The organism is Paenibacillus sp. y28 (genome assembly GCF_037137075.1).
Lineage (GTDB): Bacteria > Bacillota > Bacilli > Paenibacillales > NBRC-103111 > JBBBNV01.
Window position 1 is genome coordinate 46,936 of record NZ_JBBBNV010000025.1, and the last position, 25,264, is coordinate 72,199.

Below are 25,264 nucleotides of genomic sequence, written 5' to 3' on the forward strand. Positions count from 1 at the left end.
TTCATGGTAAAAAAATCGAAAGGCTCCCTAAACATATAAATTCCTCTTTAAACCAGGCTACTTGTAGACCCCGCATTCACAATAGCTTTGAAGAATGGGGAGAACCAAATAGTCTACAAAAGGAAAATTCTTTACAAATTGATTAGCCTCTCTAGGTGGTCGCGCCGTGGCAACTATAATATGAATTCCAGAATCATAACATCTTTTAACAGTCTCATAATTTCTAGGTGATATGGATTTATCACTGCCGAGTCATGTTCCGTCCTAGTCTAGTACAATTGCCTGTATGTACAACATTTGCATCTCTCCTCACAAGTAATTCTTCCAAATAATTAACCTAAATTCAAGAGAGATGCTAGACTCCTGTATTGAAGTAAACTGCCAATTAGCTAAATAATTGTTAACAAAGATACGACCGGATTTAGTAACTTCGCTCCAGTCGTATCTTTGTTAATTACTATTTAAACTCACTGTTCATTCCATTCTCCGCTTTACTACTATTTGTGATACGGTTCAGCTTGGTTCAACCCTGAAACGCTCTTGGGATTAGGTGGCATCCTGCTGTTCCAGCCATTTCAAAATTGCTTGGTTTGTTTCTTCCGGCTTTTCTTGCTGAATCCAATGACCGCAATCCAGATTGACCACTTCTACATTGGGCACGAACGCTGGCAATCTTTCAAACTTCGGGATCAAATCACGATCGCCATAGATCATGAGGGTGGGCTGTTGGATGATCGGGTTTGCGTCTGCTAGGAAGTGCCAGTTGCGATCAAGGTTCCTATACCAGTTTATACTGGCCGTGAACCCTGTTGATTCGAAAGCGGTGATAAAAACAGCCAGTTCGCTCTCGCTCATTACGGGCTCTCCGAGTAGTATGTCTGCTCTGGCAAGATTAATCATCGCCATGCCTGGCTGAGGAGGTGCGGGAGGCACGTTCTTGCGGAACATATTGCGAAGGAACTTGGATGGATTCTCTTCTAATACGGCGTCCGCGACGCCTAGCTGTCGGTTGAAATGGACAAAATAGTAGTCGCCGCCCAGTATTTGTTCCAAGAACTCGATCCAGGGTTTTTCTCCGCGCTCTTGATAAGGCAAGGCCAGGTTAATCACCTTGTTTACACGGTTGGGATGCAACAAGGTCAATCCCCATACAACAAATGCGCCCCAATCATGACCGACAAAGGTGGCATCTTCGTATCCATAGTGATCGAGAAGAGCGACGAGATCACCCGACAAGTGTTCAATGTCATAGTCTGTTACTTCGTTCGGGCGGGATGAGTTGCCGTAACCCCGCTGGTTGGGGACGATGACATGGTATCCCGCTGCAGCAAGTGCGTCCATCTGATAGCGCCAAGAAAAGGCATGCTCTGGCCAGCCGTGGCAGAGTACAATAGGTTTTCCTGCGTTTTCTCGACCTGCTTCAAACACTTCGAGTTCCACACCGTTGACTGAAATAAGGGTGGGCTTGGGAAAATCGGTTGAATTAAACATTGAATTCAAACCTCCTTCTTGTGATACATGTAGTATAATGGATAAAAGGTGACATATTATGGTCATCGTTCTGAAATCATGTAAAAAGAGGGCAATTATGGACAAAGTGGAGAGACTCATTTCAATTATCATGATATTGCTGAAAAAAGAGGTTGTTGCAGCAACGGAATTCTCACAACTATTCAATGTCTCCAAAAGAACGATCCTTCGCGATATGGAAACATTGAGCTTATGTAACATCCCGATCTACTCTGTCATTGGGGTCAAAGGGGGTTTCGGCATAATGGATGAATACAAAGTGGATAAACGCCTATTAAGCAGCTCCGATTTACAAAATATAGTAACTGCGCTGGGTGGATTGGAACAAATCCTCCTTACCGAAGAAGTTGAAAGAACGATAAAAAAAATAGAGGCAATGGTTAGTCCATTGTCTCTGAATCGTTCCATTCAACTGTCGTTTTATAATTGGGAAGGTCGGTCCGAAATTCTTGAAACCGTAAAGACATGTCAAGAATCCATAACAAAGAAAAGACTGGTTTCGTTTAATTATACAGACAAAGACGGGGCTGTAACGGATAGAATGGTTGAGCCCTATGAGCTGCATTTTAGCGAATCGAGTTGGTACCTGAAAGGCTTCTGTTTACATCGACAGGCATCTCGAACATTCAAGTTATCCCGGATCGATCATATTACTATGAATGAACGTGCGTTTCATCCTAGAGACGATTGGTCTGAGCAAGGTCGCGTTGCAAGTTATCTAACGCAATTCGTCACCATTAAGGCATGGATATCGCCTAACATCAAAGATCAAATCATCGAAAGGTATGGTCGAAAAAGTATTGAAGACCATGGTTCTGGACTTTTATTAGCAACCATATATGTCCCTCAAAATGATAGGGGATTTCAACTTTTAGCAAGCTTCGGCACTCATCTAAAAGTTGTTGAGCCCCAATCCTACGTTGAAGACTTTCGAAATTATTTATCTCAAATGATGAAGAACTATTCCTGATTAAGGTCTCGTCTCGGCCTATTTGACCAATTCCACATGAGTTGGGTCTTTAGGCGCTTCAAATAATGACGATGACCTATACAAATCCATGCTCCGCAAGGAATTCCACAGTACTTGCCTTCACGCAACCCGTCAAATGAAATTGCGGGTACATCCTAGAGGCCCCCCGCTTTCATGCGCTCAACCACTTTATAGATGATCGTTTCATAGCCATTTACCCCTAATGCTGAACCATCTTGCTCGGCGTGAAGATCGTCCCTTCCCTTGCGATAGAGCCTATTACGTCTATCTTTGATAAATTTGTCAGCTACGGCTTCTTGATCAAACTGAAAGAGCACAGGGTCACCTGACAAATTAGCGATCATCAAAAACTCGATGCCTTCGTGCTCCTTTAATTAGGATAATACCCTATTGTTCGAGTTGCGTATGAACGCTAATTCGCCAGCATGTTTTTCTCCAAGTGTAATTGTCGAAGAAGCAAAAACAAGGGAAGACCCAGTGAAGGACCTACTAGTAGCGTACCTGCAATCGGCAGCCATAAATATTTCATTCTCTTTCGGGTGCCTTCTAACAGAATGAATCCCATAAGCACGATCGCGGTAACTAAAACATCCATCCATGCAAAAGCTCCGATACGCGTACTGGTTATGTCTTCAAATAGGAGAGTCAAATCGAGGCCGTTGCGCACGACCCAAGGGATGAATTGTGAATAGGGCAAGACGAGTCCCAAAAAAGATAATACTCCGTAAAAGTACTTCATTTATAACCCTCCATTATTTTGTAACTCCAAAAAGCTCGCAAAAGTCCGTTTGCTCCATCTTCGCTGCTACGCGAGACCCCGCTTCAACCCATGTCCTTAAAGGCTCCGTTCCAAGCCCGCAGCGCGATTTTTCAAAAAACTTGCCCCTACTTATGGTATGGTTTCCCCGATTTATCCGCATCGCGCGATAAATCTGCTCGCCAGCAGTAGCTGGTGCGGATAGATCATGTGGCCGAAAGAGAGTTTCTTGTCAGCGCAAGAGGGAAGGGCGGGGAGAAGGCAATGTAGCCGTTACAAACATTGCGATAGAGTTGGAAAAATTAGTTGAAAAATTCCATCGCCACTCCGAAACGTCCTTTCCACATTATATCACTTTGAGGAAAATAATGGACAAGTCTTGATATAAAGAACTACGGAACCTTCGAAACCAAAGACCTCAGAGGCTTATTAATCCCCTTTTTATATCCTTGACGCGCTAATTTTTAGCCCTCACTTATGATACGGTTCAGCTTAACGGGTCTATCGGCGAAAATAGGGGCTTGTCAGCTCCTCCACCAGTGCGCTTCTATTCAGAACATGATTGCCTTGAGTTGCTTCTCTGCCAAATAGCGTACAAGGCTGGTTCGAATCGAATTCGATTCGAACCAGCCTTGTCTATGTGTCCTTTACTTGCTCTTTTGTGCCATCATTTTCAGCAGTACCGTTACCGCCTCTGCTCTTGTTGCCTTATCTCCAGGAGAAAATCGGTTTGCGCCTTTGCCTTCGATAATGCCCTGCTTGTTCATGGCCGACACTGCGCCTTTTGCCCATGCCGGGATATCCTTGTCATCAGCGAAGCTTGTAACAGTCGCTTGAATCGACTGTCCTAGCGCGTTCGAGATCATGGCCGCCATCTCAGAGCGTGTAATCTCAGCATCCGGACGGAAGGAGCCGTCTTCATATCCATTAATAATGCCTGCTTGCACGGCTTGCGCTACTGCTTTCTGTGCCCAGGTACCGATCATCTCCTTATCGATGAATGTAAGTACAACTCCATCTCGTTGCGGTTTCAACGCATTCATCAGCATGACCGAAAACTCCGCACGCGTGATTGTAGAATTCGGCTTGAACGAACCGTCCGGGTAGCCGCTAACGATGCCGTTGCTTACCGCTTGCTTAATATTCACCTCCGCCCAGTGTCCGGAAATATCGCTGAGGTTAATCGGCGGCAGCGTGTTTCCCGTTGCATCCGCTCCTTGGTCTACGCCGTGGTCTACGCCGAAGACCGCAAATTTTGTAAAGTGGTTTACCTTTACGGTAATAGTATTACCATTTACCACGCCTCCAACTTTTACCCATGTCTTATTTGTTTCGTCATAGAAGAATACAGAAGGTGTTTGATTTCCCTGTAAGCTACTCGGATCGAAGGTAAATATAAGAGTGATTTCCTTATCGAAGTCTTCCGGGAAGTTTTTCAGAACCTCATATACCGGGGTGGCCAGAGCATCTTTGCTTGAGAGCAGCCCTTGTGTGTCCGCCACTAGTTCAATCATTACTTTAAGTTCTTTGCCAAAAGCATCTGCAGGGATAATAATCTTGACCCTATCGCCCAAGCTAACTTCACCCGACTTACCGACGGGAAGCGTCAGTGTACCGTTCGACGAGATAACTGCACTGCTGGAAGTCGTCGGTCCAGTCGATCCGCCGCTGCTTGCACTGGATGACGAATATGCACGCGTCACCGTAACCGTATAAGTTCTCGTAGTGCCATCCTGCGCTGTCACGACGATGGGAATCACGTTAGTGCCAGGGTTCAAAGGAATAGCGCTACTGGCTTGCCCGCTTGCAGCCGCTGCTCCGTTCACGGTCATCGTCGCGTTACCGTCATATAAGCTTGCCATTACGGTCGTGCTGGATATAGGATTACCGACACTAGCACTATACGAAGTTGTTCCGGGAGTGAATGCTGGAGTTAGCATGATGCCGGATAGTGCCAATCCGCTCAGCTCGGCGTTGTTGCTTAAACGGTTTACTGTTAGATTATACGTATTTGTTGTCTCATTCTGCGCAGTTACCAAAATCTGAATAAGGTTTGGCCCGACAATCAGATCCGAAGCGCTGTAAGTATATACATTGCCCGTTACCGAACTGTATGTTGCACCCGTAACCGTTAAAGCTGCATTCGGGTCTGCTTTTGTCAAAGTAATATGGAGACTTGAGACCGCATTAGACACGTTCAATGTATAATTCAAATTCGATGCTGCAAACACCGGTGTTAATCCCCCTTGATCCGTGGACAAGCTAGACAACAACATATTTGCTGATAACCACTTCGCATACAGCATCACATCCGCCGTTCCCATCTGGAACGTGGTGCCGGCAGCATAATCGATCCCGGTTCCATCCGCTTGGGTATTCCAGCCCGCGAATGTGTAGCCGTTCTTCGCCAAGCTGCCCGTGTTGCCATACACCGATGCCGTGACACCCTGCTCATACGAGCTGCTGTCTGTCGGTGTGACCCCGCTATCGCTGCCGTTTCCATCGTAAGTCACAAACTTTTGTATCGCACGCAGATAAGGATATCCGTAATTGCCTGACGCGTTTATCCCCCATGTGCTCGTAAAATCCCAGCCCGCATATGTACTTTGCTTCGTCATAGCTAAAGTCGATAAGCCAATGCCTTTACCTGTATCCGATTGATTCGTTGATTCCGAGTCATAGAAGCTATTGCTAACCGCAGCATAATTATCACCGACCAAACCGCCTGCTGCACTGTTTCCTGTTACACTTCCCGCGGCATAGCTCTTGTCAATCAGAGCGTAATTCTCACCGACCAAGCCGCCGACAGTATGGGTCCCTGTTATACTTCCCGTATGATAGCTGTTGCTAATTGGAGCGTTATTTTCACCGACCAAGCCGCCGACAGTATGGGTCCCTGTTATACTTCCCGTATGATAGCTTTGGTCAATCGGACCATAATTTCCGCCTACCAAGCCGCCGGTACCAAAGCTTCCTGTTATACTTCCTGCAACATAACTGTTGGTAATTGCTCCTCCATTTGCACCTGCCAAACCGCCTACATACCCACCGCCTGTTATACTTCCCGTAACATAGATGTTGCTAATTGTTCCGTTATTTACACATGCCAAACCACCAACGCAGTATTCTCCTTCAATATTCACATCCACTAGTTTCATATTGGTCACGCTGGCATTATCGCCAATATTGCCAAATAGCCCTGTATAACCAGCTGACCTATTAATAAAGAGGTTCGTGATCTTGTGTCCATTGCCATCCAGATTCCCGTTAAAGGGGGTATTTTCTCCCCCAATGGGCTCCCAGCCTGCTCCTGACTGATAATCGCTTAGGTCCATATCGGCCGTGAGCTTGAAATACAAGCCACTCTCCAAGAAGTAGTTTCTGAGCTTATCTAATTGCACGGGAGTTGCAATCTGAAACGGATCATCCGCTGTTCCCGTTCCACTATACACGGACTCTGCAGGCTCTCCCCACTTCCACCAGTCATACAACCTTACGTTGGCCGTCCCCATCGTGAAGGTAGTGCCTGCAGGATAGAGAGTCCCCGTTCCATCCACTTTCGTATTCCAGCCCATGAAGGTAAAACCCGGCCTCTCCAGCTCCCCTTGGTCCGGAACCGTAACAGTTGCCCCCACTTCATATAAATTACTATCGGTTGGTGCACTCCCTGATGCAGCGCCAGTGCTGAAATACTGCACATCCCCTTTGGCGACGTAACACGCTTTCTTTACACCATTGATGGGATCGCTGTTGAAATAGTAGATCGTACATAACACATACGAAGTAAACGTAGCAGAACGATAGGCTCCGTTCGCGCCAAAGTAGACAACCTGCGTCCCCGGAAAGCTACAAAAGCCATTCTCATCGGAACATTTAATCATATTGTCGATATTAACATCAGCTGATGCTTGTGAAGGAAATAACGACGAGGACAATATCATTAATATCAATAGTAATAATATGCTTCCCCTCTTTAGCAGCACCTTTGTAAAGCCAGATCGGATATGGCCTCTTACCGCTTTGTTGAGGGCCTTCTTATTGGCACTTGTAAGCATCGTTCAAGTTTCACTCCTGTTCTTTGTCAATGGTTCAATTTGTGATACTTGGATTACTATATGACTATATGGGCAAAAAAAAAATCCCCCGTTTGGGGGGGACATGCGCTGACCTTACTCCACATAGATGGACATAGTCACAATATCCTTAATTCTCTAGAACGCTGAAGTGCTCGTACGCGATTGTTTACCTCAAGCTTTCTGTACACATTTTTAATATGGGACTTTACGGTCTCACCCGTAATATTCAGGCGAATGGCGATTTCCTTATTCGGCAATCCATCCGCGATCAACTGAACAATTTTCGTTTCCTGCTCGGTCAGCAAGTTTGTATGCGATATCTGCGGTACCGAGCTGGCCTGAAAGACTTGAAGCAGTTGCCTCACATAGACCAGCGTATCCCTAGTCGTATTTCGAACAGGTTTTGCTGACCTTGTCTTCAAATAAGTAGACAGCAGCTCTGTCATCACCACGCCTTCGTCTACGAAGCTCCTGGCATAACCCTCAGGCCCCCCCAATTGCAAAGCAGTCTCCAACTTTTCCAGAGCATCCGCCGTCCTGCCCAAATGCTGAAGTGTCACACTTTGCATAATGAGCACCTTGATTCGGTCACGAAGACAATCCTCCTTGCGCAATAGCTGATTCAGGCGGCCCAATAAATCCAGTGCGTCTTCCAATTGTCCGCTTGCTGCAAGCACTCTGGCATAAGCCATATACTCCAGAGCATGATGGAGAGAAACTTCATCCGTATGTGCCAAGCCACATCCCCGCAGCCAAACAAGTGCCTCCTCGGTAGCACCTTGCCGCAGGGCCAGACAAGCCTGCTCGGCCTCTATCTTCAACATGAATAACTGATATTCAGGGGAATCGAGCTGCGATTCCAAATCCGAGAGAAGCTCGGAAGCTTTGTCCGGATTGCCAAGGGCTTGTTGAATCCAAGAAGCGCTAGTGACTACCTGAATAAAGATCCGTACGTAAGGCCGAATATCCTTTCGTCCAAGCGCCAGATTTGCATACCGCTCAGCCTCCTCCAGCCGGTTCCACTCGTATAGTAATTTGCTGTAAGCAGCAAAGAAGGTGCCTGCAAGAGGATACTGCGTCTTGTGCTCCAAAGCGGCAACCCATCGGGATAAGAACACATCGGCTGCATGAAGATCATTGATATGCGCCAAATAATCCGTAAAGGGGTCATAGCCGACATATTGGTAGCGCCACATGGTCTGAAAGACGCTGCCCTCCGGCATATAGTGCTCTACCCGCTCATAATATTCGGAGGCTTTGACCAAGTCCTTTTTCAGAAAAGAGTCGACTGCACTGAAAAAGTAAATGTTGCCCATCGCTTGCTTCCATTCTGCCTCTATTAGCTTACCCTTCAAAGCTTGAAACCGAACCCGAGCCTTTTCGATTCGAAGAGAAGCTGCTTCATGATTCCCTATGCCCGACATAACCGTTATATAGAATAGTTCAACCATCGGTTTCTCGGCAAAAAATAGCTCCGGTATAGCAGACATCCATCTGATGAACGCTATACTTTCTGATTGTACTAACATATCAAGATTTTTCTCAATTAATCGAACGGCATCCTCATAGTGACTTCCTGCCAGGTAATGCTCCATCGCATCCTCGTCCAGTCCATTGCGTTCGAGCCAGTCCGCTGCATTCCTATGCGCTTGTACCCAGTTGTTGGTATCCGTCCTCGCCCCCATACGCTGCAGAAAGTCCGAGAACAAATGATGATACCGATACCAGTTTCTCTGGTCGTCGAGGGGGATGATGAACAAGTTCAACTGCTCTAATCTCTCCAGATATCGTTGACTGTCCTGTCGTCCAGTTACGGCCTGACATAGTGAATGGTTCAATCGACTAAGAATAGACGTATCGACTAGAAAGGAGCGCATATCCTCGGATAGATGGCTGAAGACTTCTTCCAGCAGGTAATCTGATATGTGATGCTGACGACCATTAAACTGATAAATAGATTCGGCTATATTAGCGCTCTGCTTCAGAGAGATTGCCGCCAGCTCCAGCCCGCTGATCCAGCCTTCGGTCTGATGGTGCAGTTCCGCCACTTGCTCCGTTGTTAACTCCAAATCCGTCGTATCCCGGAAGAAGGCTTGTCCCTCGTCCAGCAGGAAGCGCATATCCTGCATCGTAATTTGGTTGAGTTGGCCAGTTGCCATAAGTCTGGCAGTAGGTATCGCCAATTCATTGCGGCTTGCTATAAATAGATGAACGTGGGATGGCAACCGTTCAAGTAAATAGGTCAGAGAGTCATGAATACCAGAATTCTCGATGAATTGATAATCATCAAGAACGATTGCCAGCTTGCTAGTCAATTGATCTAGATCATTCAACAGAGCAGGAATGGCATGCTCTAAAGACGCCCATAGCCCTCTCTCAAGAAAAGAGCAGATCGCCTCGCCAAAGCTTGGGACTGTCTCTTGAATAGAAGCAGTTACACCACTCCAAAATTGTATATAATCGTTATCCCGTTTATCCAGCGAAACCCAAGCTACAGGCACATCGCATTGCTTCGCCCACTCGCTTAACATTGTTGTTTTGCCGTAACCGGCCTGTGCCGAAACGTGCGTCAGTTTGACTTGCATTCCCTCATGAAGCTTGCGAATCAGCCGCGGCCTTCCTACCACATCGTGACGGACATAGGGGATATATAGCTTTGTGCGTACAATCATGGAAATTCCTCCGCATGTGACGTTAACATAAACTACAATTCTACAAATTCAATAAATTCTCCTCTTATTATGTTCAAGATCAGGGCCAGCGAATGAATACAATTTCAGTTACTACTTAGGTGTCCCTAAAATCGAATGAGCTCTCGTTTGCAGAATAAAGCGATACGTTATTATGAAAAAAAAGGACTACTACCACTAATAGAGCATGATGAAGCTGGCAGGCGGTTATTTTCAGAGGATCAAATTTCGCTCCTGGAAACCGTTGTTTGTTATAAAATGCACATATTACTATAAGTGCTATTAAGCGATATATAGATTGGATAGTAGAAGGAGACGCGACAATCATTAACGTGACATCTGGGTTAGCTTTTACACCATTTGCGATGGCTCCTATTTATTCATCAACGAAGGCGGTGCTTCATTCTTTAATAATGAGCCTAAGACACCAACTTTCTGATACGTCTGTAGAAGTAATTGAGGTTGCTCCACCGGCAGTGGGCACCGATTTAAGCGGAGCGGGGTTGCATACGCATGTAGAACCATTGGATGCCTTCGCAGATGGAATTTTCAGAGGATTAGAAGAGGGTAAAGCTGAAATTGGATACGATACTTCCGTGGATTGTTTACGCGTGTCACGAGATAAAGTCGTCCTCGTAACTATGTATTTGGCATTGAAAAACCACAATGGAATAGTATCTGGCCTTAGCCCCATCTACCATTAAAGTGACTGGGGCTTTGCTCTTCTCAAGCAACAGCTTCCTTCAAAAGCCGCACTCATGACCTAAGTCCTTAAATCGTCATGACTTTCTGTCGCATCCCCGGTATGAAAGCAGCTCTTTCACAGAAAAAGCATCGTTTGCATCAGTAGCTCTGCATGAAAAATGAAAATTATGTACTTGTGTGCCAGTCCCCAAATAATCTCGCCTGATCGTTGCCAAAAATTTAGCCGTCATTTATGATACGGTTCCCCCCGATTAATCTTCACCGCCCGGTATACCTGCTCCACCAGCACTAGGCGCATGAGCTGGTGCGGGAGGGTCATGCGGCCGAAGCAGAGCTTCTGCTGGGCCCGGCGCAGTACCGCCGGAGCCAGGCCGGTGCTGCCCCCGATGACAAAAGCTACATGGCTTTGTCCGTAGGTGGCCAGCTTGTCCAGCTGCGACGCCAGCTCTTCGCTGGACCAGAGCTCGCCGTCGAGTGTGAGCGCAATGACGTGGGCCTCGGGCTTAATTTGGGCCAGCAGCCGTTCGCCTTCCCGGTCACGGACCTGCGCCTCCTCCGCCGCACTCATCGTTTCCGGCGCCTTCTCGTCGGCCACCTCCGTCAAGGTCAGCTTGATGTAGGGCCCTAACCGCTTGGCGTATTCTGCAATGCCCTGCACCAAATATTTTTCTTTCAGTTTTCCAATAGCTGCAATTTGAATATGCATGTTCCAGCTCCTTTTATATCTGTATAAGTCTTATACGTTTATTTCATTACAGTGGGGGGGCATGTGGCCCACCGCCGTTATGTGCCGCCACCCGTGCGACGAGACCTTCACAGTGCCTCACAACCCAGGACAACAACATCCTCCCCCACACCCCAGACCACCACAGTACTTACTTTTTCACGTGGAACATGATTTCCCAATTATACCGGAAATAACGCTGCGTCGCGAAGTCCTTCCCTAGCGGCAAAACACCCACCTGGGGATTTAAGTATCCCTTGTTCATTTATTCATTTGGTATGTCATTATATAATCGTATCCTTCATCACATAGCCTCATCATTTTGTTTTCTGTGAAAGCACCTGCCCTCATATCGGGGATTTAGCGATAAGTTGCGAATGTCACGGGCTTAAATTTTTCACCAATCAAAAAGCCGCCGACACACTGTCGGCGGCTCCTGATTTCCATCCTTACTACTATAATTGCATGTCCAGCCTTATTTCGCCGCTTTTTTCGTCATCCACTCCGGCTTGGAGAACCCTTTGAACTGCTCATCAATCGCTTTTTCGAAATCGGCGGATTGTACAACCTCTTTCAGGTCTTTAGCGAATTGGCTATCTACATCGCTAGTTTTCACTGCGATGATGTTGCGGTAGTTTTCCGCCATGTTCTCCAGCTTCAGTGCCTTCGTCAAGTCCATCTTCGCGGCAAGCGCGAAGTTCCCCGGCACAACCGCAAGCGGCGTGCTGTCTACTGTACGAGGCAGTTGTGCAGCTTCAACCGGCTTAATAACCAGGTTTTTCGGATTTTCCGCGATATCCTTCTCCGAAGCAGTCGCAGGATTAACATCCTTCTTCATTGTAACCAGGCCGATATCCTGCAGCAGCAGCAGCGAGCGGGCCAGGTTCGACGGGTCATTGGCAATCGTCAGGGTGCTGCCGGCTTCAATCGCATCCAGCGATTTGAATTTGTTGGAATATAGGCCCATTGGCGCGGTCGGCACGCTGATAATGCTTTTCAACTCAAGCTTGTTGTCCGTTGCGAATTTCTCCAGATACAGTGTGTGCTGGAACAGATTCGCATCGATCGAGCCGCTTGCGAGCGCCTTGTTCGGCTGCACGTAGTCGTTAAACTCAACAACAGAGATCGTATAGCCTTTCTTCTCCATCAGCGGCTTAATCACTTTGTTGACCATATCACTGTAAGGACCCGCTGTGGCGCCGAATTTCAGTTCTTTCTTCTGTTCCGTCTTCGCCGCGTCGTTAGTGGAAGCTCCGGCATGTTCTGCGGGCTTGCTTGTCCCGCAAGCAGCGAGCAGCGTAAGCGCCAGTACGACCAGCAGCAGCAAGGAAATACGTTTTTTCATTTCTCTCTACTCCTTTGAATTCATTCTCTCTATAGTTTTTCAACAGCCATTAGCGCCGATCCACCTTGCGGGCGGCCCAGTCACCAATATATTGAATGATCTGGACCATAACAATCAGCACAATCACTGTCGTAAACAAAACCTGGTTGTCGTAGCGGTAATACCCGAACCGGATCGCGAGGTCACCAATACCGCCACCGCCAACCGTTCCAGCCATCGCAGAAAACCCGAGCAGGCTGATCGCCGTAATCGTTAAACCGGATATAATCCCAGGCTTCGCCTCTGGCAGCAGCACCTCCCGAATGATTAGCCATGGCTTGGCTCCTGCAGCGACAGCCGCCTCGATGACCCCTTTGTTTACTTCTCGCAGGGAAGCCTCCACCAGCCGGGCATAGAAAGGAATTGCCGCCACCGTAAGCGGCACAGCAGCCGCGGTCGGGCCAATCGTAGTCCCGAGCATCCACTGCGTGACCGGAATAAGCAACACGAGCAAAATCAGGAACGGAATGGAACGGATAATATTCGCAACAAGTCCGAGTACAGTGTTAAGCACCCGGTTTTCGACGAACAGGCCTTTGGCGGTTATGAACAGCAGCACCCCAATCGGAATACCTAGCACAATGGAGATGATTAAGGAGATGCCGACCATGTACAGCGTCTCGTAGAAAGCCTTCGTCATATCCGGCAGCAGCTGCAGCAGCCCATCAACCGACATTCGTCATCACCTCCACCCCGCAGGAGCGGTCCGTCAAATACCTTACCGCCTGTTCAATCTCTTCTCTGCTTCCGGCGACCTCCATAATGAACGTGCCGAGCGGCTTGTCCCCGATATATTCAATCTTCCCGTGCAAAATATTAGCGCGAATCCCGCTCGACTTCAGCAGATCGGAGATAATGCCCTGCTCCGCGGCTTCATCCCGGAACAGCACCTTCAGCACCTTGCCTGATGGGTCCAGCCTATCCCACAGCTTAGAAGGAAGCTTAAACTCCAAAGCATTATGAATGAATTCCTTCGTCAGCGGCTGCACCGGATTGGCAAAAACATCGTACACCGTGCCCTGCTCAATCACTTTGCCCTGCTGCATAATGGCTACCCGGTGACACAGGTCCTTCACCACTTCCATCTCATGGGTAATCAGGACAATCGTCAGCCCGAGGTCGCGGTTAATTTGCCGCAGAAGCGCTAAAATCGACTGCGTCGTCGTCGGGTCCAGCGCCGAGGTCGGCTCATCGCAAAGCAGCACCTGCGGCTCATTGGCGAGCGCCCGCGCTATACCGACACGCTGCTTCTGCCCGCCGCTGAGCTGAGCCGGATACTGATCTGCTTTGTCGGCCAGTCCAACCAGCTGCAGCAGCTCCTTCACCCGCTTCCCCATCTCGGCCTTCGGCTTACCGGCCGCTTTCAAAGCAAAGGCGACGTTTTCATAGACAGTTTTGCTGCTAATGAGGTGGAAATGCTGAAAAATCATCCCGATCTTCTGTCTCGCCAGACGAAGCTGCTCGGCCGACAGCTTGGTTAAGTCCAGACCGTTCACCAGTACTTGGCCGGAAGTCGGCTGCTCCAATAAATTAATGCAGCGAAGCACCGAGCTTTTGCCTGCGCCGCTGTAACCGACAATGCCAAAAATTTCGCCTGGCTTAATTTCCAAATTAACGTGGTCTACGCCGACCACGGTTTCATGCTTCGTCTGATATTGCTTAACCAGATCTACCAGCCTTATCACGGTGTAACCCCCCATACAAACATCACCGCATTGACCAGCCAGGTATATAGCCGTCAAGGCTGTACAACAAGCAGGAACCCGGTGCATAACCAAAAAGCTCTATGTCCAATATGGTATCACGCATTGTCTATTTATCGTAATTTGTCGAATAGAATAGATTAAATCATACCAGTCTACTCGGATATTGTCAATCACTTCAAATCGCACTTTTACTTCCATAACTGTAAAAAAACCCCTCCAATTCATCTCCATCAGATGCATTGGCGGGGCTACTCAACTGTGCAGCAGCAACGCGGCCTTCACCGCCTCGCAGCAAGCTCCGGCATACGTGGTAGGGCCGCTAGGCCTCGATCTCCTCGGCTTTAGACAGGCTCCGGTTCTTTCTCGCACGGACATACAATAACTTCAGCCGGCTGTCCGCATTCTTTGCAAACCATCTCGCCGTCCGGCTTTTGATTGCGCTCCGCGGCTTCCTGCAGCGTCAGCACGTCCGGCGCTTCAAGCGTCTCATCCAGAAACCAATCAATCGCCAGCTCCAGGTGCGCCCGGCACACTGCTATCGTTGAACTCATCCGAATCACCGCCCCCTTTACTCATAATAACCGGAGGAACTACATCAGCGGCAGCGCAGCCGCCTGCTTTACAGACGCAAGCTGTGTCTGACTCTTAGTATTTCCTGCGGCTCCGATTTATTGAATTCCACACCCTGGCAGAGCGTACGGTCCAATAATAACTGCGACTACTCCTTGCGAGACTCGCCAAGGGTCAGCGAAGCCGTTTGCTTCTTGCCGCCGCGGTAGTACGTCAGCTTCATCTTATCGCCGATTTTCTTCTCATTGTACATGTATTTGCGCAGCGCCAGGGTCGAGCTCACCGGCTTCCCGTCCAGTTCGACAATGACATCATTGGTCAGCAGCCCGGCCTCCTTGGCAGGCCCGCTCGTCTCCAGCACGATAAGCCCGTTCTTGACTGTATCCGGCAGCTTCAGCGCCTCCACACCCTGCATTTGCGGGTCGTAGTCCACCGTCGTGACCCCGATAAACGGCCGCTTCACCTTGCCGAACTCAATCAGACTGTCCGCTGTCGCCTTCACCTGATTGATCGGAATCGCAAAACCGAGCCCCTCCACGCCGTCATCGGATATTTTCATGCTCGTGATGCCGATGATTTTGCCTTCCAGATTAACGAGCGCTCCGCCGCTGTTTCCGTGGTTAATCGCTGCGTTCGTCTGGATCACGTCCGTTTCCCAATCGTTGTTATTGTCCCCGTTAAGCGATACCGGGATACGACGCTGCGGAGAACTGATAACACCCGTCGTCACCGTCAAAGAGTAACCGAGGCCAAGCGGATTGCCGATCGCTATCGCGGCCTCCCCTGTTTTAAGTGTGTCGGAATCTCCGAATTCAGCAACGGCCTTCACTCCTGCCGCATCCACTTCCAGTACGGCCAAATCCGTAATCCGGTCCTTCCCGAGAACCTCGGCTTTTTTCCGCTCACCCGTGGACAGCACGACCTCGACCTGACTGCTGTTCAGCAGCACATGGTGATTGGTTACAATCCGAACCTTATCCCCGTTCTTTTGAAAAATAACGCCCGATCCCATGCCCACTCCCGTGCTGCCGGCGGTTTTGTCCCCGTCCTTGCTAATGACGCTGACCACCGTCGGCTTCACCAGCTCCACCGCGCGCACAATCGCATCGTTCATCGCTAATGCGCCCGCAAGGCTTCCGCTTGCGCTGGTTGCCGACGCTGTGCCGGATACCGGGGCGGCAGCCATTTCGATCGTTGCTCCTGTTTCATTGCTCTGCCCGATGCCCACCGCAATAATGATCAGCACAATCACCACAACAATCGCACCGCCGACGGCCAGCACCGACTTCCTGCGGCGCTCCCGCAGACGTGCAGCCAGCCAATCCTGCCGGCCGCGGGGCCGCTCGACACGGGTAGAATAAAAGTCATCCTCAAAGAAGCTCACGAGCGTCCCCTCTTCCCAAGCGAATCATCGCCAGCATGATTTTTTATTTATATTCTTCGAACACGGCAGTTTCCCGCAAAAACAAGGAATGTTTTTCGTCCAGAACGCCTACAATAATAGTGACTGGCCACTTTCATAACGGTTTCATAGAAACCGGCCAAAAAGGAGAGAACAAAATGAACCGAATTCATCCTCATCTCGCTGAAATCGACTTCATCGGCAAGATCGCTGACCTGAAAGAAGGTCATTATCGCAATACAGTCGCGCTCAGCGCCATTATCGAGCTGCTGGTGGAGAAGGGCATCCTGACGATGCAGGAGCTTGAGGCCAGAGCCACCGACCTGGACGCCATCAGTCCCGAGACAGAGTATCCCATTTCGTAGCCCGGTCAAAAAACGTATCCAGCAGCTCCACCGGCTGGCCCCCTACCGTCACATTCCGTTCCTCCAGCACCTGCTGCACTGTCATGCGGGCCAAATCCATCAGATTGTGATCCCGGCTCAAGTGGGCCAAATAGACGCGCTTTGTTTTTCCCGATGCCATCTCGCTCAGCGCTTCGCCTGCAGCTTCATTAGATAAATGCCCGACATCGCTCAAAATCCGGCGTTTAATATTCCACGGGTAATGTCCCATCCGCAGCATCTGGACATCATGATTGGATTCCAGCACCAGCACATCGGAATCCTCAATTGTTTCTTTCACCTTACTGCTCACATACCCAAGGTCCGTAGCAAGGCCCAGCTTCTCTTCCCCATGGTAAAAGCAGTAGCCGACCGGTTCCGCAGCGTCATGTGAAATTGCGTACGATTCCACCTTCAGCTCGCCGAAATCGCGCATCTCGCCGGTTTGCATAACGACTCGGCGATCTTCCGCAATTTGCCCAAGCTGTTTGTCCAGCTGCGTCCATGTCTTCTCATTGGCCATCACCGGCAAATCGTATTTCCGGGCGAGCGCGCCGACACCCTTGATATGATCCGCATGCTCATGCGTTATCATAATCGCATCCAGCTCCTTGCCGGAGATACCGCGATCCTGCAGGAGCTGGTCGATTTTTTTGGCACTAAGCCCCGCGTCAACCAGCACCTTGCGTCCGGCAGCCTCCACGACCATGGAGTTGCCCGTTGAGCCGCTGGCAAGTATGCTGAATTTCATCGTTTCCCCTCGATCCTCGAATTGTAGCCTCGTTGCTGTCAGTCCTATCTGCCTGCCCCCAGGCCTTACCCGCCGTCCACATTATCCGCCAGCTTCGCTCCGGTAAAGGCGTTCACGTAGTACATACGCCCATCCTTCAGCACCACACGCCAGAACGGCAGCAGCGGCTGCTGATCCGTGGCGAAGAAGCGGCCGTGATACCCGAGCCGCACATCGGAGATGACAGAGCCCTGCGGAATATTCGTCTCCAGCAGGCTTCGTACGGCGGTAAATGCAGAAATGACCTTCTGCTTCGCCTCCGCAGTGCCTTCCTCGATTTCTACATAGGACTGCTTATAGGCCCGAACCTCACCCTGCTCATGATATAGCTCCAAATTCACTTCAAAAATCGGAAGCTCGCCGTACATTTGTGTATATACATACGTTCCGGTTTTGCTTGATACGGAATCCAGTTGATACAGGTCGAGATGCTGAATGTACTTGCCGAGCGCATCCCGGGAAGACCATTTTTGCGCGGCGCGGGTCACTTTGACCGGCTCCGGCAGGCTCACCTTCGGGCTCTGCTTCCATTCCTCACTCGATTTTATCACAATTTCGCGCAGCCGTGGGGTGTCTTTCGGAATTTCGGTCTCCAGACCGATGCCCTTGCTTTGCATTAACCGGTTGACCTCTTCGCTGACGGCCGCCATGTCCGTTTCGGAGCTGCTCAAGCTCCATTTTTTGGCCCATAGCTCATAACCGAGCATCATATTCAGCAGCAAAAAAGCGACAATCAACACTGTCTTGGCCCGGCTCCAATCCATAGCGGCCCTCCTTTCGTGAGCTTATTTCAGCAGGCTAATCGTACCGTCACGGTATTCCACCGCCCATGCTGGGATCAACTCAATGAATTTCTCCCGGACCTGCGGACGGTAAGCCGGATACACCCCGGCCACTGACCCCTTCTCCGCCAGAAGCGCCAGACGGGCCTCCAGGTCCTGACCGCCGGGAATGCTTTGCTGCGTCCGCTCCATCCGGCGCACATCCATAACCGTCATCGAGCGCTCATAGCTGGTGACGAGCCCTTTTTGAATGTGAATGCGAATGAGGCCCACGCTATCCTCTTCCGCGCCGATAATGGGGTAAGACTCCATGAACTGGCGGAGCATCAGCGTCTGCTTCCCGACCGAAATGCCGGACGGCAGGCGGCCAATTGCATACGTGCCATTCCAGCCCCCATGCTGGTTAATAAACTGCACCGCAGAGAGCAGATTTTCCTGAATATCGCTGCGCTGCTCCACCGGCGGCGCCGGGTCGGAATACGTAAACCACAGCTTTTCACTTCGTACCTGCAGCCCTCGCTTACCATCCGTATAAATTTCAGACCCTTCGCGATCCTTGAAATTCCGAATATTTGCAGGGTCCACGAATAGCAGATTTTGCAGCTGGGTTGGCGTAAGACGGTCATATGGAATCGTCAATTTCACGATATCCAGCGGCTTCTCCGGAATATAGATATCCGTTTCCCGCAGCGTATAATTGGGCAGATTCTCCCCAAGACCGATAAACCGCTCCAAATCCTTGTTGTTCAAATCCGGCTTGGTCGCCTCATACACAATAAGCGGATTGTCCGTGAAGAAAAAAGCCTTCACTTCCTCCGAATTCTCACGCTCATAGAACCAGATGCGGGTAATCAAGGCCGTTTCGTTCAGTAAATCCCCCTTCAGGTTCATCACGTTCTGCAGCACCTGCACCGGAACACCGGCCCGGAAGCGGATTTCCACCCCCGGCTGCTTGTTGCGGATCTCCTGCCAGTTCATGTTGAGCATCGTTGTCCCGATACGCTTGAAGCCGTCAAAGCTGCGCTGCCGGACAAAATCAAAAATCATATCGTAAAACGCCGTCTGGCGCGGATACAGCACCGTATGGCGCTCTTTTCCGTAGTGGAGCACGATTTGCTCGGGAAATATAAGCTCCTCCAGCGTCTCCGGCGTTCCTGTGAAATCCGGCTGCACATACTGGGACAAATTAATGGAATCAAATTTAGGCATACTGAACACCAGGAAATACGTTTGCAGCAAGCTGGCGGCGACCAAAAAAACGAGCAGCAGCGTCTTCATCCGGCTGATCATGGCTCATCACTCTCCTTGCTGTACAGCAGCGGCAGCGTAAAGCAAACCTTCGTGCCCTGGTGCAATTCGGACTCCAGTGTAATCGTTCCGCCATGAGCCCGTATTATTTCCCGGGCAATCGATAAACCGAGCCCTGTACCGCCCATGTTGCGGGATCTGGCCTTGTCCACCCGGTAAAACCGCTCAAAGATCCGGTTCAAATCTTTCTTCGGAATGCCGATACCGGTATCTCGAACACTAATTTCCAGCCATTCCTTTCCGGTCTTCCGGGCCAAAATATAAATACTGCCATTCCCCAGCGTATACTTGCTCGCATTGGAGACAAGGTTGTCCAGCACCTGGTCGATCTGGTCCCGATCCAGCATAATTTCACCGATGCCCGGCTGCACGTCAATCCGGATATCGATATTCCGCTGCCGGAGCTGGAAGGAGAAGCGGTCAGCCACCTCCTCCAGCATGACGCTTACATCCGTCGGCTCCTTGCTGATCAAAGCCTGCCTCGAATCCAGGCGCGACAGCTGGAGCAAGTCATGCACGAGCCGGATCATCCGCTCCGTTTCATTGCGTGTAACCCCGACGAACCGCTTCGCCAGCTGCTCATCCTCCAGCGCCCCGTCGTCCAGCGCTTCCAGATAGCTCTTAATCGTCGTAAGCGGCGTCCGCAGCTCATGGGATACGTTCGCCACGAATTCCCGGCGTGACAGCTCCAGCTTCTCCTGCTCCGTCACATCCTGCAGTACGGCAATAGTTCCTGTGAATCCGCGGTCCCGCCGGTAAATCGGCGTAAAGACCACCCGCACCGTAAGCTCCTCCTCTTCATCCACAACAGGGATGGAAATCATGACGGTGTTATTTTCAGAGCGGACCATACGGCCAATGTCCTCATGGCTAATTCCCAGCAGCGCCGAAATGTCGCTCTGGGCCGGGCTCCCATCCTGAATTTCAAGCATCTGCTTGGCCCGGCGATTCATCACGATAACGGTCCCTTGGTCGTCAGTCGCAATCACACCGTCACTCATGTTAGACAGGATGGAGGCAAGCTTCTCTTTCTCCTCTTCCCCGGCCGCCAGCGCATCCTTCAGCCGGTGGGTCATATAATTGAACGCTTTCCCCAATTGGCTGATTTCATCTTCGCCCTTCACCTGCAGCAGCTGGTTGAAATTTCCCTCCGCAACCGCGGTAGCCTGCTTGGTTGCTTCCTTAATCGGATTCGTAATCGTGTGGGACAGTATGATACCGAGCAACGCCGTCAATCCGAGCGCAATCAAGGTCCCGGAAATAAAAATTTTGTTAATCCGGTTCATCGTGTTGTACAGCTCATCCATAGACGCCACAATATAGACCGCTCCCAGTACCTTGCCGCCCGAGCCGACCGGCTGGGCAATCACCTTCTTCGGATCGCCGTCCAATTCAATTTCCTGCTCAATATCCCGGATGCCCTGGAGCGCCTGGCTGACTTCCTTCTGTGTGTTTTTCTGATTGAGCAGCGCTTTGCGATTTTCCTGCGATGTACTCAGCACGCGTACGATCCCGTTGGCGTCGATAATCTGGATTTCGGTCCGGCTCATCGCGAACAAATTGTTGACGGCCTGGCTCAGCTCGTCATATGACTTGTCCCCTTCCGCTTTGACCTCCTGGTTAGCCTTCAAATACTTCTCCGTTATCTCCGCCAGCAAGTACGCCTGATCATTAAGCGAGTTTGTAAAATTGTCCTTGAAGGAGTGCTCCATCGTCCGCACGAAGTACACCCCAATAACCTGCATCGCCAGCAAAATCAGAAGGACGTATATAATAATAATCCGGATTTGTATCGATTGAAAAAAACGGATGCCCTTCATTCAGGCGCCTCCGACCCTCGGATTTTTAAGCATGTAGCCCAGCCCGCGCCGGGTCATAATATATTCCGGTTTGCTTGGATCGTCCTCGATTTTTTCACGCAGGCGGCGAATGGTTACGTCTACCGTCCGCACATCCCCGAAATATTCATAGCCCCATACCGCCTGCAGCAGATGCTCGCGGGTCATCACCTTCCCGCTGTGCCGTGCCATGTAATGAATCAGCTCAAACTCGCGGTGCGTCAAATCCAGCGCCGCTCCATCCTTATACACCACATACATATCGCTGTCGATGAGCAGCCGGTCTACCCGCAGCCCCTGCGGACTGCTCGCTGCCGCTTGTGCCGCCCCGCCTTGATTATTTTGACGCCGCAAATGGGCCTTCACCCGGGCCAGCAGCTCTCGGGTGCTGAACGGCTTCGTTACATAATCATCGGCGCCCAGCTCCAGGCCCAGCACCTTATCCAGCTCCGTATCCTTGGCCGTCAGCATAATAATCGGGGTATGCGAACGGGTCCGCACCTCCCGGCATACATCCATGCCGTCCTTCACCGGAAGCATAATGTCCAGCAGAATCAGGTCCGGGTCCTCGGAGAAAGCCAGCTCCACAGCTTGCCCGCCATCGAAGGCGCAAATGACCTGATAGCCCTCTTTTTCCAAATTAAATTTCAGTATATCCGCAATTGGTTGCTCGTCGTCGACCACCAGTATTTTGCCGTACACGCGAGGTCCCTCCTTTATAGCGCTTTGTCCCTCTATTCTACCATATCGCTGCCCGCTTCACATTGCATTCGGCCCCTGCGGCCCATGAAAAAAAAGACAGCGCCACACCGGAATGACCCGGTTTGAGCTGTCTACTCGTTTTATTTATAGAAGGGATACTTCCACAAGCAAGACATCTGCTTGCACGGAAGTCCCCTCCGCAGGTTCTTGAGCCTGCGGCCAATTAACGGGACAAATACTTCAGCGGATTTTCGGCCACGCCGCCTTTTTGCACTTCAAAATGCAAATGCACGCCCGTGGAATCTCCTGTACTGCCCATAATTCCGATTTTCTCGCCTTTTTCCACCACTTTGCCGGTCGTTGTAGTGATGCTGCTTAGATGCCCGTACAAGGTGCGGTAGCCGTTCTGATGGTCAATGACGATCTGATTGCCGTAGCCATCATTCCGGTTCCCTGTGAAAACCACAACGCCGTTATCCGAAGCCATAATATTGCGGTTGCCGGACAAGTCCACGCCCTTGTGCATTTTGCCCCAGCGTGTTCCGAAGGTACTTGTAATGGAAGCGCCAAGAACCGGCCAGGAGAACCTCCCTGTGCCTTCCCCGAGTACAACCTTTGAGCCCTTCACTGCTACCTCGGAAACAGGCTCTTCAATGACGGTTTCCTCAAGCACCTCTTCATCCATCATCAAGCCATTCGCCTTGGTAATTAAATAGGTGACCTGCTTCATCCCGTTTTTGCCGGGTTTAATCGTCTTCGTAATACCTTGACGAAGCGTAGCATCCTTCTGGTAAACAACATCATGCTGCATTTCCTGATTCTCGACTACGCGCTCAACAGTCTTCACCGTCAAGGTCGGCTGAAGCACTGTTAAATCAAGCACTTGTCCTTCTTTAATCTTATCATCGACGATCCATGGATTGTTCTGGTATATCACTTGGCGGGAGATTTCCAATTTCTTGGCGATACAAGAAACACAGTCTCCCTTTTGCACGGTATATTTTGTAGGCTGCACATCACCCGTTTGCAGCTTCTGCAGCAAATCCTCCGGATTCATCGGCTCCGAATCGCCGAGATCCGTGTAGCTTACCTCGACCTGCTGCATGAATCCGTCAGACACCAGCTCCGTGGTGCCGCTAGGCTGTTCAGACTGTGATGCCGACAGCGTCATAACCTTTTTATTTTCCTTGGGCTTCGGAACAAATTTCGCCTTCAGCTCTTCCAGCACCTGTGATGCCGTTTCTTTATCCTTTACGACCCCGACTACTTTGCCGTCAACCTTGATTTCCGCTCCAATCGCTTTGGCTGTCAGCATCTGCCCCAGCTGATCAAGTACGGTTTGGTCGGTATCTTCAGCCATGAAAGCCCTTTCACTTTTATAACTGATCGCATCCGTATTCAGGACCATTTGCTTATCAGGGTTGCTTTCTTGCACTTCTTTATATTTATTGATGACGTACTGCTCCACTACCTGCGGATCACTAACTACGCCTGCCTCTTGACCATCTACATAAACGTGGAAAACTTCCTTCATATTGGCATTGACAAACTGATTGCCGCCGACGGACACCGCCGCGAACACACATAACGAACCAACCGTCTTGAGCACAATCATCTTATGCTTTACCAGGGATGCGTATGTATGTTGAAGAGGCTGAGCGGTTTTGACGGATTCAATCAAGTTACTTGCCCGAATGGAACGAAGCTTCTTCTTTAGCGAAGAAACGACTTCATTCAGACGGTCTTTAACCTTGAATGACTTCATAGTTCTCTCCTCTTGCTCCTATTTTGTATACGAAGCATATGAAAAATTTACAAACCCTATTTGGACACCAACGCTTCTACTTTACCATAGCTGATTGCCCTTTTTCAACAAAATCGAAGTCCTATTTCTTATTCCTCTGACGAAAGTGAAAGAATTCAGGCGGTTTTCGAACAAAAAACGTCGAAAATGAGTTCTACATTCCTCTAAATCTGCATAGGATGTGCGCGTTTTTTTTCAGAGACCTGATTAGCAAAACAACACCCCTCATCCAGCCTTATGGCCGCTTGAAGGGCGTTGTTTTTATGTTACACTTCTTTAGTAGCTGTTTGAACTAAATAATGATTCAGATGATACATCATTCCACAATAATATGAGCAATTTTTTTCTTCTGGTCGTAGCCTTTAGTATACCAGACCTCATACTTACTTAATGTCTTATCCGTATTCCAATATAGAAACAATTGTGCCCCGACAGAGCCGTTAGATAAACCAGCCTTATCTGGAACAAGATCGTGAAACATGTAATTTTCTTGAGTAAGAAAATCATATCGCCAAGCCAGATGTGAATCGTACGGCCCGGTAAGTTGAGGTTCACCCAATAAATCCATAATAAAATCTGCTGAGGCCCCTATGTCTATATTGTTCGAAACCCGTTCTACATAATGGCTAGGCAGAGCTTCTTTTGATAATTCTATGGTACTTTCCTCCTCATCATAATGAACAAAATATCCTAGCGATTGAGCAATAAAACGGATTGGAACATAGACGTGGCCATTATAATTTAATGTCACGTATTCTTCTTCAAGCGATTTTTCTTTCTCGTTAATGCTATATTTAACGGCACTAGCGTTGCATAAAAAGTCGGTGGCATAGTTTTCGAATAATTCTGAACAAGGTTTTAGTTTTCATTACCAAAAAGTCGATTGCCCACCAGAAGGTAGCTCTCTGTCCATTTGGTAAATTTATGTAGTTTCCCCTGAGTGACGGAAATACTAGCTCACTGTTTCTTGCGCCTACCCGCTGATTTTCGACTAGGTTTACGGTGAATTCGTTCCATCCATTGATGCATCGGTTCCCATAATAGAATTTTAAGCCAACGATAAAGCTGAAGAATACTGTGATGTGTAGCGGTGTCCAGTTTCATAAGTACGAGCAGACAAAA

General features: G+C 49.5%; 21 protein-coding genes and 2 pseudogenes. 4 read left to right on the forward strand and 19 right to left on the reverse strand.

All coding sequences use genetic code 11. The features are described 5' to 3' along the window. Positions 1–57 precede the first annotated feature (57 nt). Both WBG83_RS22660 and WBG83_RS17645 read right to left on the reverse strand, forming a co-directional pair. A pseudogene (locus tag WBG83_RS22660) lies at positions 58–240 on the reverse strand (HAD family hydrolase); the annotation flags it as partial. 306 nt (positions 241–546) lie between these two features. Then, on the reverse strand, positions 547–1,491 hold the full coding sequence (locus WBG83_RS17645; protein ID WP_336746579.1) for an alpha/beta fold hydrolase: 945 nt from the start codon (positions 1,489–1,491) through the stop codon (positions 547–549). Between the two features lie 97 nt (positions 1,492–1,588). Here WBG83_RS17645 and WBG83_RS17650 point away from each other — a divergent pair, with 97 nt between their 5' ends. Next, a complete protein-coding gene (locus tag WBG83_RS17650) occupies positions 1,589–2,500 on the forward strand; it encodes a helix-turn-helix transcriptional regulator (RefSeq protein WP_336746580.1) in 912 nt (303 codons plus the stop codon). A 155-nt stretch (positions 2,501–2,655) separates the two neighbouring features. Here the strand turns inward: WBG83_RS17650 and WBG83_RS17655 are convergent, their stop codons facing one another. From WBG83_RS17655 to WBG83_RS17670, 4 genes are all read right to left on the reverse strand, one after another. Next, a complete protein-coding gene (locus tag WBG83_RS17655) occupies positions 2,656–2,868 on the reverse strand; it encodes a hypothetical protein (RefSeq protein WP_336746581.1) in 213 nt (70 codons plus the stop codon). Positions 2,869–2,933: 65 nt separating this feature from the next. After that, a complete protein-coding gene (locus tag WBG83_RS17660) occupies positions 2,934–3,260 on the reverse strand; it encodes a DUF2834 domain-containing protein (RefSeq protein WP_336746582.1) in 327 nt (108 codons plus the stop codon). A 665-nt stretch (positions 3,261–3,925) separates the two neighbouring features. Then, positions 3,926–7,333 carry an S-layer homology domain-containing protein gene (locus tag WBG83_RS17665; RefSeq protein ID WP_336746584.1) on the reverse strand — a complete coding sequence of 1,136 codons (3,408 nt, stop codon included), beginning with the start codon at positions 7,331–7,333 and terminating at the stop codon, positions 3,926–3,928. Positions 7,334–7,470: 137 nt separating this feature from the next. Continuing rightward, positions 7,471–10,026: a LuxR C-terminal-related transcriptional regulator gene (locus tag WBG83_RS17670; RefSeq protein WP_336746585.1), complete on the reverse strand. Its 2,556-nt coding sequence runs from the start codon at positions 10,024–10,026 to the stop codon at positions 7,471–7,473. 135 nt (positions 10,027–10,161) lie between these two features. Here WBG83_RS17670 and WBG83_RS17675 point away from each other — a divergent pair, with 135 nt between their 5' ends. After that, the gene (locus WBG83_RS17675) at positions 10,162–10,320 is read left to right on the forward strand and encodes a MerR family transcriptional regulator (RefSeq protein ID WP_336746586.1); all 159 of its coding nucleotides are present in this window, start codon (positions 10,162–10,164) and stop codon (positions 10,318–10,320) included. Positions 10,321–10,358: 38 nt separating this feature from the next. Beyond that, a pseudogene (locus WBG83_RS17680) lies at positions 10,359–10,748 on the forward strand (SDR family NAD(P)-dependent oxidoreductase); the annotation flags it as partial. A gap of 227 nt (positions 10,749–10,975) precedes the next feature. Here the strand turns inward: WBG83_RS17680 and rlmH are convergent. The 6 genes from rlmH to WBG83_RS17710 all read right to left on the reverse strand — a co-directional run bounded on the left by rlmH (position 10,976) and on the right by WBG83_RS17710 (position 16,517). After that, positions 10,976–11,455 (reverse strand): 23S rRNA (pseudouridine(1915)-N(3))-methyltransferase RlmH, encoded by a 480-nt coding sequence (rlmH, locus tag WBG83_RS17685; protein WP_336746587.1) that lies wholly within the window; start codon positions 11,453–11,455, stop codon positions 10,976–10,978. A gap of 493 nt (positions 11,456–11,948) precedes the next feature. Further along, a complete protein-coding gene (locus WBG83_RS17690) occupies positions 11,949–12,818 on the reverse strand; it encodes a MetQ/NlpA family ABC transporter substrate-binding protein (RefSeq protein ID WP_336746588.1) in 870 nt (289 codons plus the stop codon). Positions 12,819–12,867: 49 nt separating this feature from the next. Beyond that, on the reverse strand, positions 12,868–13,533 hold the full coding sequence (locus WBG83_RS17695; protein ID WP_336746590.1) for a methionine ABC transporter permease: 666 nt from the start codon (positions 13,531–13,533) through the stop codon (positions 12,868–12,870). After that, on the reverse strand, positions 13,523–14,542 hold the full coding sequence (locus tag WBG83_RS17700; protein ID WP_336746591.1) for a methionine ABC transporter ATP-binding protein: 1,020 nt from the start codon (positions 14,540–14,542) through the stop codon (positions 13,523–13,525). The genes WBG83_RS17695 and WBG83_RS17700 overlap by 11 nt, the downstream gene beginning before the upstream one ends. Before the next feature lie 362 nt (positions 14,543–14,904). Beyond that, positions 14,905–15,114 carry a CxxH/CxxC protein gene (locus tag WBG83_RS17705; protein WP_336746592.1) on the reverse strand — a complete coding sequence of 70 codons (210 nt, stop codon included), beginning with the start codon at positions 15,112–15,114 and terminating at the stop codon, positions 14,905–14,907. A gap of 167 nt (positions 15,115–15,281) precedes the next feature. Further along, entirely contained in the window at positions 15,282–16,517 is a 1,236-nt protein-coding gene (locus WBG83_RS17710) for a S1C family serine protease (RefSeq protein WP_336746593.1), read from the reverse strand. 176 nt (positions 16,518–16,693) lie between these two features. On the opposite strand from WBG83_RS17710, the gene WBG83_RS17715 reads away from it, so the two are divergent. After that, positions 16,694–16,900 carry a hypothetical protein gene (locus WBG83_RS17715; protein WP_336746594.1) on the forward strand — a complete coding sequence of 69 codons (207 nt, stop codon included), beginning with the start codon at positions 16,694–16,696 and terminating at the stop codon, positions 16,898–16,900. On the opposite strand, the gene WBG83_RS17720 is transcribed toward WBG83_RS17715, so the two are convergent. The 7 genes from WBG83_RS17720 to WBG83_RS17750 all read right to left on the reverse strand — a co-directional run bounded on the left by WBG83_RS17720 (position 16,869) and on the right by WBG83_RS17750 (position 24,893). Continuing rightward, positions 16,869–17,669 carry an MBL fold metallo-hydrolase gene (locus tag WBG83_RS17720; RefSeq protein WP_336746595.1) on the reverse strand — a complete coding sequence of 267 codons (801 nt, stop codon included), beginning with the start codon at positions 17,667–17,669 and terminating at the stop codon, positions 16,869–16,871. The genes WBG83_RS17715 and WBG83_RS17720 overlap by 32 nt on opposite strands. A 65-nt stretch (positions 17,670–17,734) precedes the next feature. Then, complete coding sequence (yycI, locus tag WBG83_RS17725; RefSeq protein WP_336746596.1) at positions 17,735–18,472, reverse strand: two-component system regulatory protein YycI; 738 nt, start codon at positions 18,470–18,472, stop codon at positions 17,735–17,737. Positions 18,473–18,493: 21 nt separating this feature from the next. Further along, positions 18,494–19,780, reverse strand: a complete 1,287-nt coding sequence (locus WBG83_RS17730) for a YycH family regulatory protein (protein ID WP_336746597.1) — start codon at positions 19,778–19,780, stop codon at positions 18,494–18,496. After that, positions 19,777–21,618, reverse strand: a complete 1,842-nt coding sequence (gene walK, locus WBG83_RS17735; protein WP_336746598.1) for a cell wall metabolism sensor histidine kinase WalK — start codon at positions 21,616–21,618, stop codon at positions 19,777–19,779. The genes WBG83_RS17730 and walK overlap by 4 nt, the downstream gene beginning before the upstream one ends. Continuing rightward, positions 21,619–22,338 carry a response regulator YycF gene (gene yycF / locus WBG83_RS17740; protein WP_336746599.1) on the reverse strand — a complete coding sequence of 240 codons (720 nt, stop codon included), beginning with the start codon at positions 22,336–22,338 and terminating at the stop codon, positions 21,619–21,621. A 223-nt stretch (positions 22,339–22,561) separates the two neighbouring features. Further along, positions 22,562–24,103 carry a M23 family metallopeptidase gene (locus WBG83_RS17745; protein WP_336746600.1) on the reverse strand — a complete coding sequence of 514 codons (1,542 nt, stop codon included), beginning with the start codon at positions 24,101–24,103 and terminating at the stop codon, positions 22,562–22,564. A gap of 355 nt (positions 24,104–24,458) precedes the next feature. Next, positions 24,459–24,893, reverse strand: a complete 435-nt coding sequence (locus WBG83_RS17750) for a stalk domain-containing protein (protein WP_442955849.1) — start codon at positions 24,891–24,893, stop codon at positions 24,459–24,461. Positions 24,894–25,264: the final 371 nt, after the last annotated feature.

Bases quoted from the DNA above. Each gene is read 5' to 3' on its own strand.
- WBG83_RS17645 (WP_336746579.1), bottom strand. From the start codon at position 1,491: ATGTTTAATTCAACCGATTTTCCCAAGCCCACCCTTATTTCAGTCAAC.
- WBG83_RS17650 (WP_336746580.1), top strand. From the start codon at position 1,589: ATGGACAAAGTGGAGAGACTCATTTCAATTATCATGATATTGCTGAAA.
- WBG83_RS17660 (WP_336746582.1), bottom strand. From the start codon at position 3,260: ATGAAGTACTTTTACGGAGTATTATCTTTTTTGGGACTCGTCTTGCCC.
- WBG83_RS17665 (WP_336746584.1), bottom strand. From the start codon at position 7,333: ATGCTTACAAGTGCCAATAAGAAGGCCCTCAACAAAGCGGTAAGAGGC.
- WBG83_RS17670 (WP_336746585.1), bottom strand. From the start codon at position 10,026: ATGATTGTACGCACAAAGCTATATATCCCCTATGTCCGTCACGATGTG.
- WBG83_RS17675 (WP_336746586.1), top strand. From the start codon at position 10,162: ATGAGCTCTCGTTTGCAGAATAAAGCGATACGTTATTATGAAAAAAAA.
- rlmH (WP_336746587.1), bottom strand. From the start codon at position 11,455: ATGCATATTCAAATTGCAGCTATTGGAAAACTGAAAGAAAAATATTTG.
- WBG83_RS17690 (WP_336746588.1), bottom strand. From the start codon at position 12,818: ATGAAAAAACGTATTTCCTTGCTGCTGCTGGTCGTACTGGCGCTTACG.
- WBG83_RS17695 (WP_336746590.1), bottom strand. From the start codon at position 13,533: ATGTCGGTTGATGGGCTGCTGCAGCTGCTGCCGGATATGACGAAGGCT.
- WBG83_RS17705 (WP_336746592.1), bottom strand. From the start codon at position 15,114: ATGAGTTCAACGATAGCAGTGTGCCGGGCGCACCTGGAGCTGGCGATT.
- WBG83_RS17715 (WP_336746594.1), top strand. From the start codon at position 16,694: ATGAACCGAATTCATCCTCATCTCGCTGAAATCGACTTCATCGGCAAG.
- WBG83_RS17720 (WP_336746595.1), bottom strand. From the start codon at position 17,669: ATGAAATTCAGCATACTTGCCAGCGGCTCAACGGGCAACTCCATGGTC.
- yycI (WP_336746596.1), bottom strand. From the start codon at position 18,472: ATGGATTGGAGCCGGGCCAAGACAGTGTTGATTGTCGCTTTTTTGCTG.
- WBG83_RS17730 (WP_336746597.1), bottom strand. From the start codon at position 19,780: ATGATCAGCCGGATGAAGACGCTGCTGCTCGTTTTTTTGGTCGCCGCC.
- walK (WP_336746598.1), bottom strand. From the start codon at position 21,618: ATGAAGGGCATCCGTTTTTTTCAATCGATACAAATCCGGATTATTATT.
- WBG83_RS17745 (WP_336746600.1), bottom strand. From the start codon at position 24,103: ATGAAGTCATTCAAGGTTAAAGACCGTCTGAATGAAGTCGTTTCTTCG.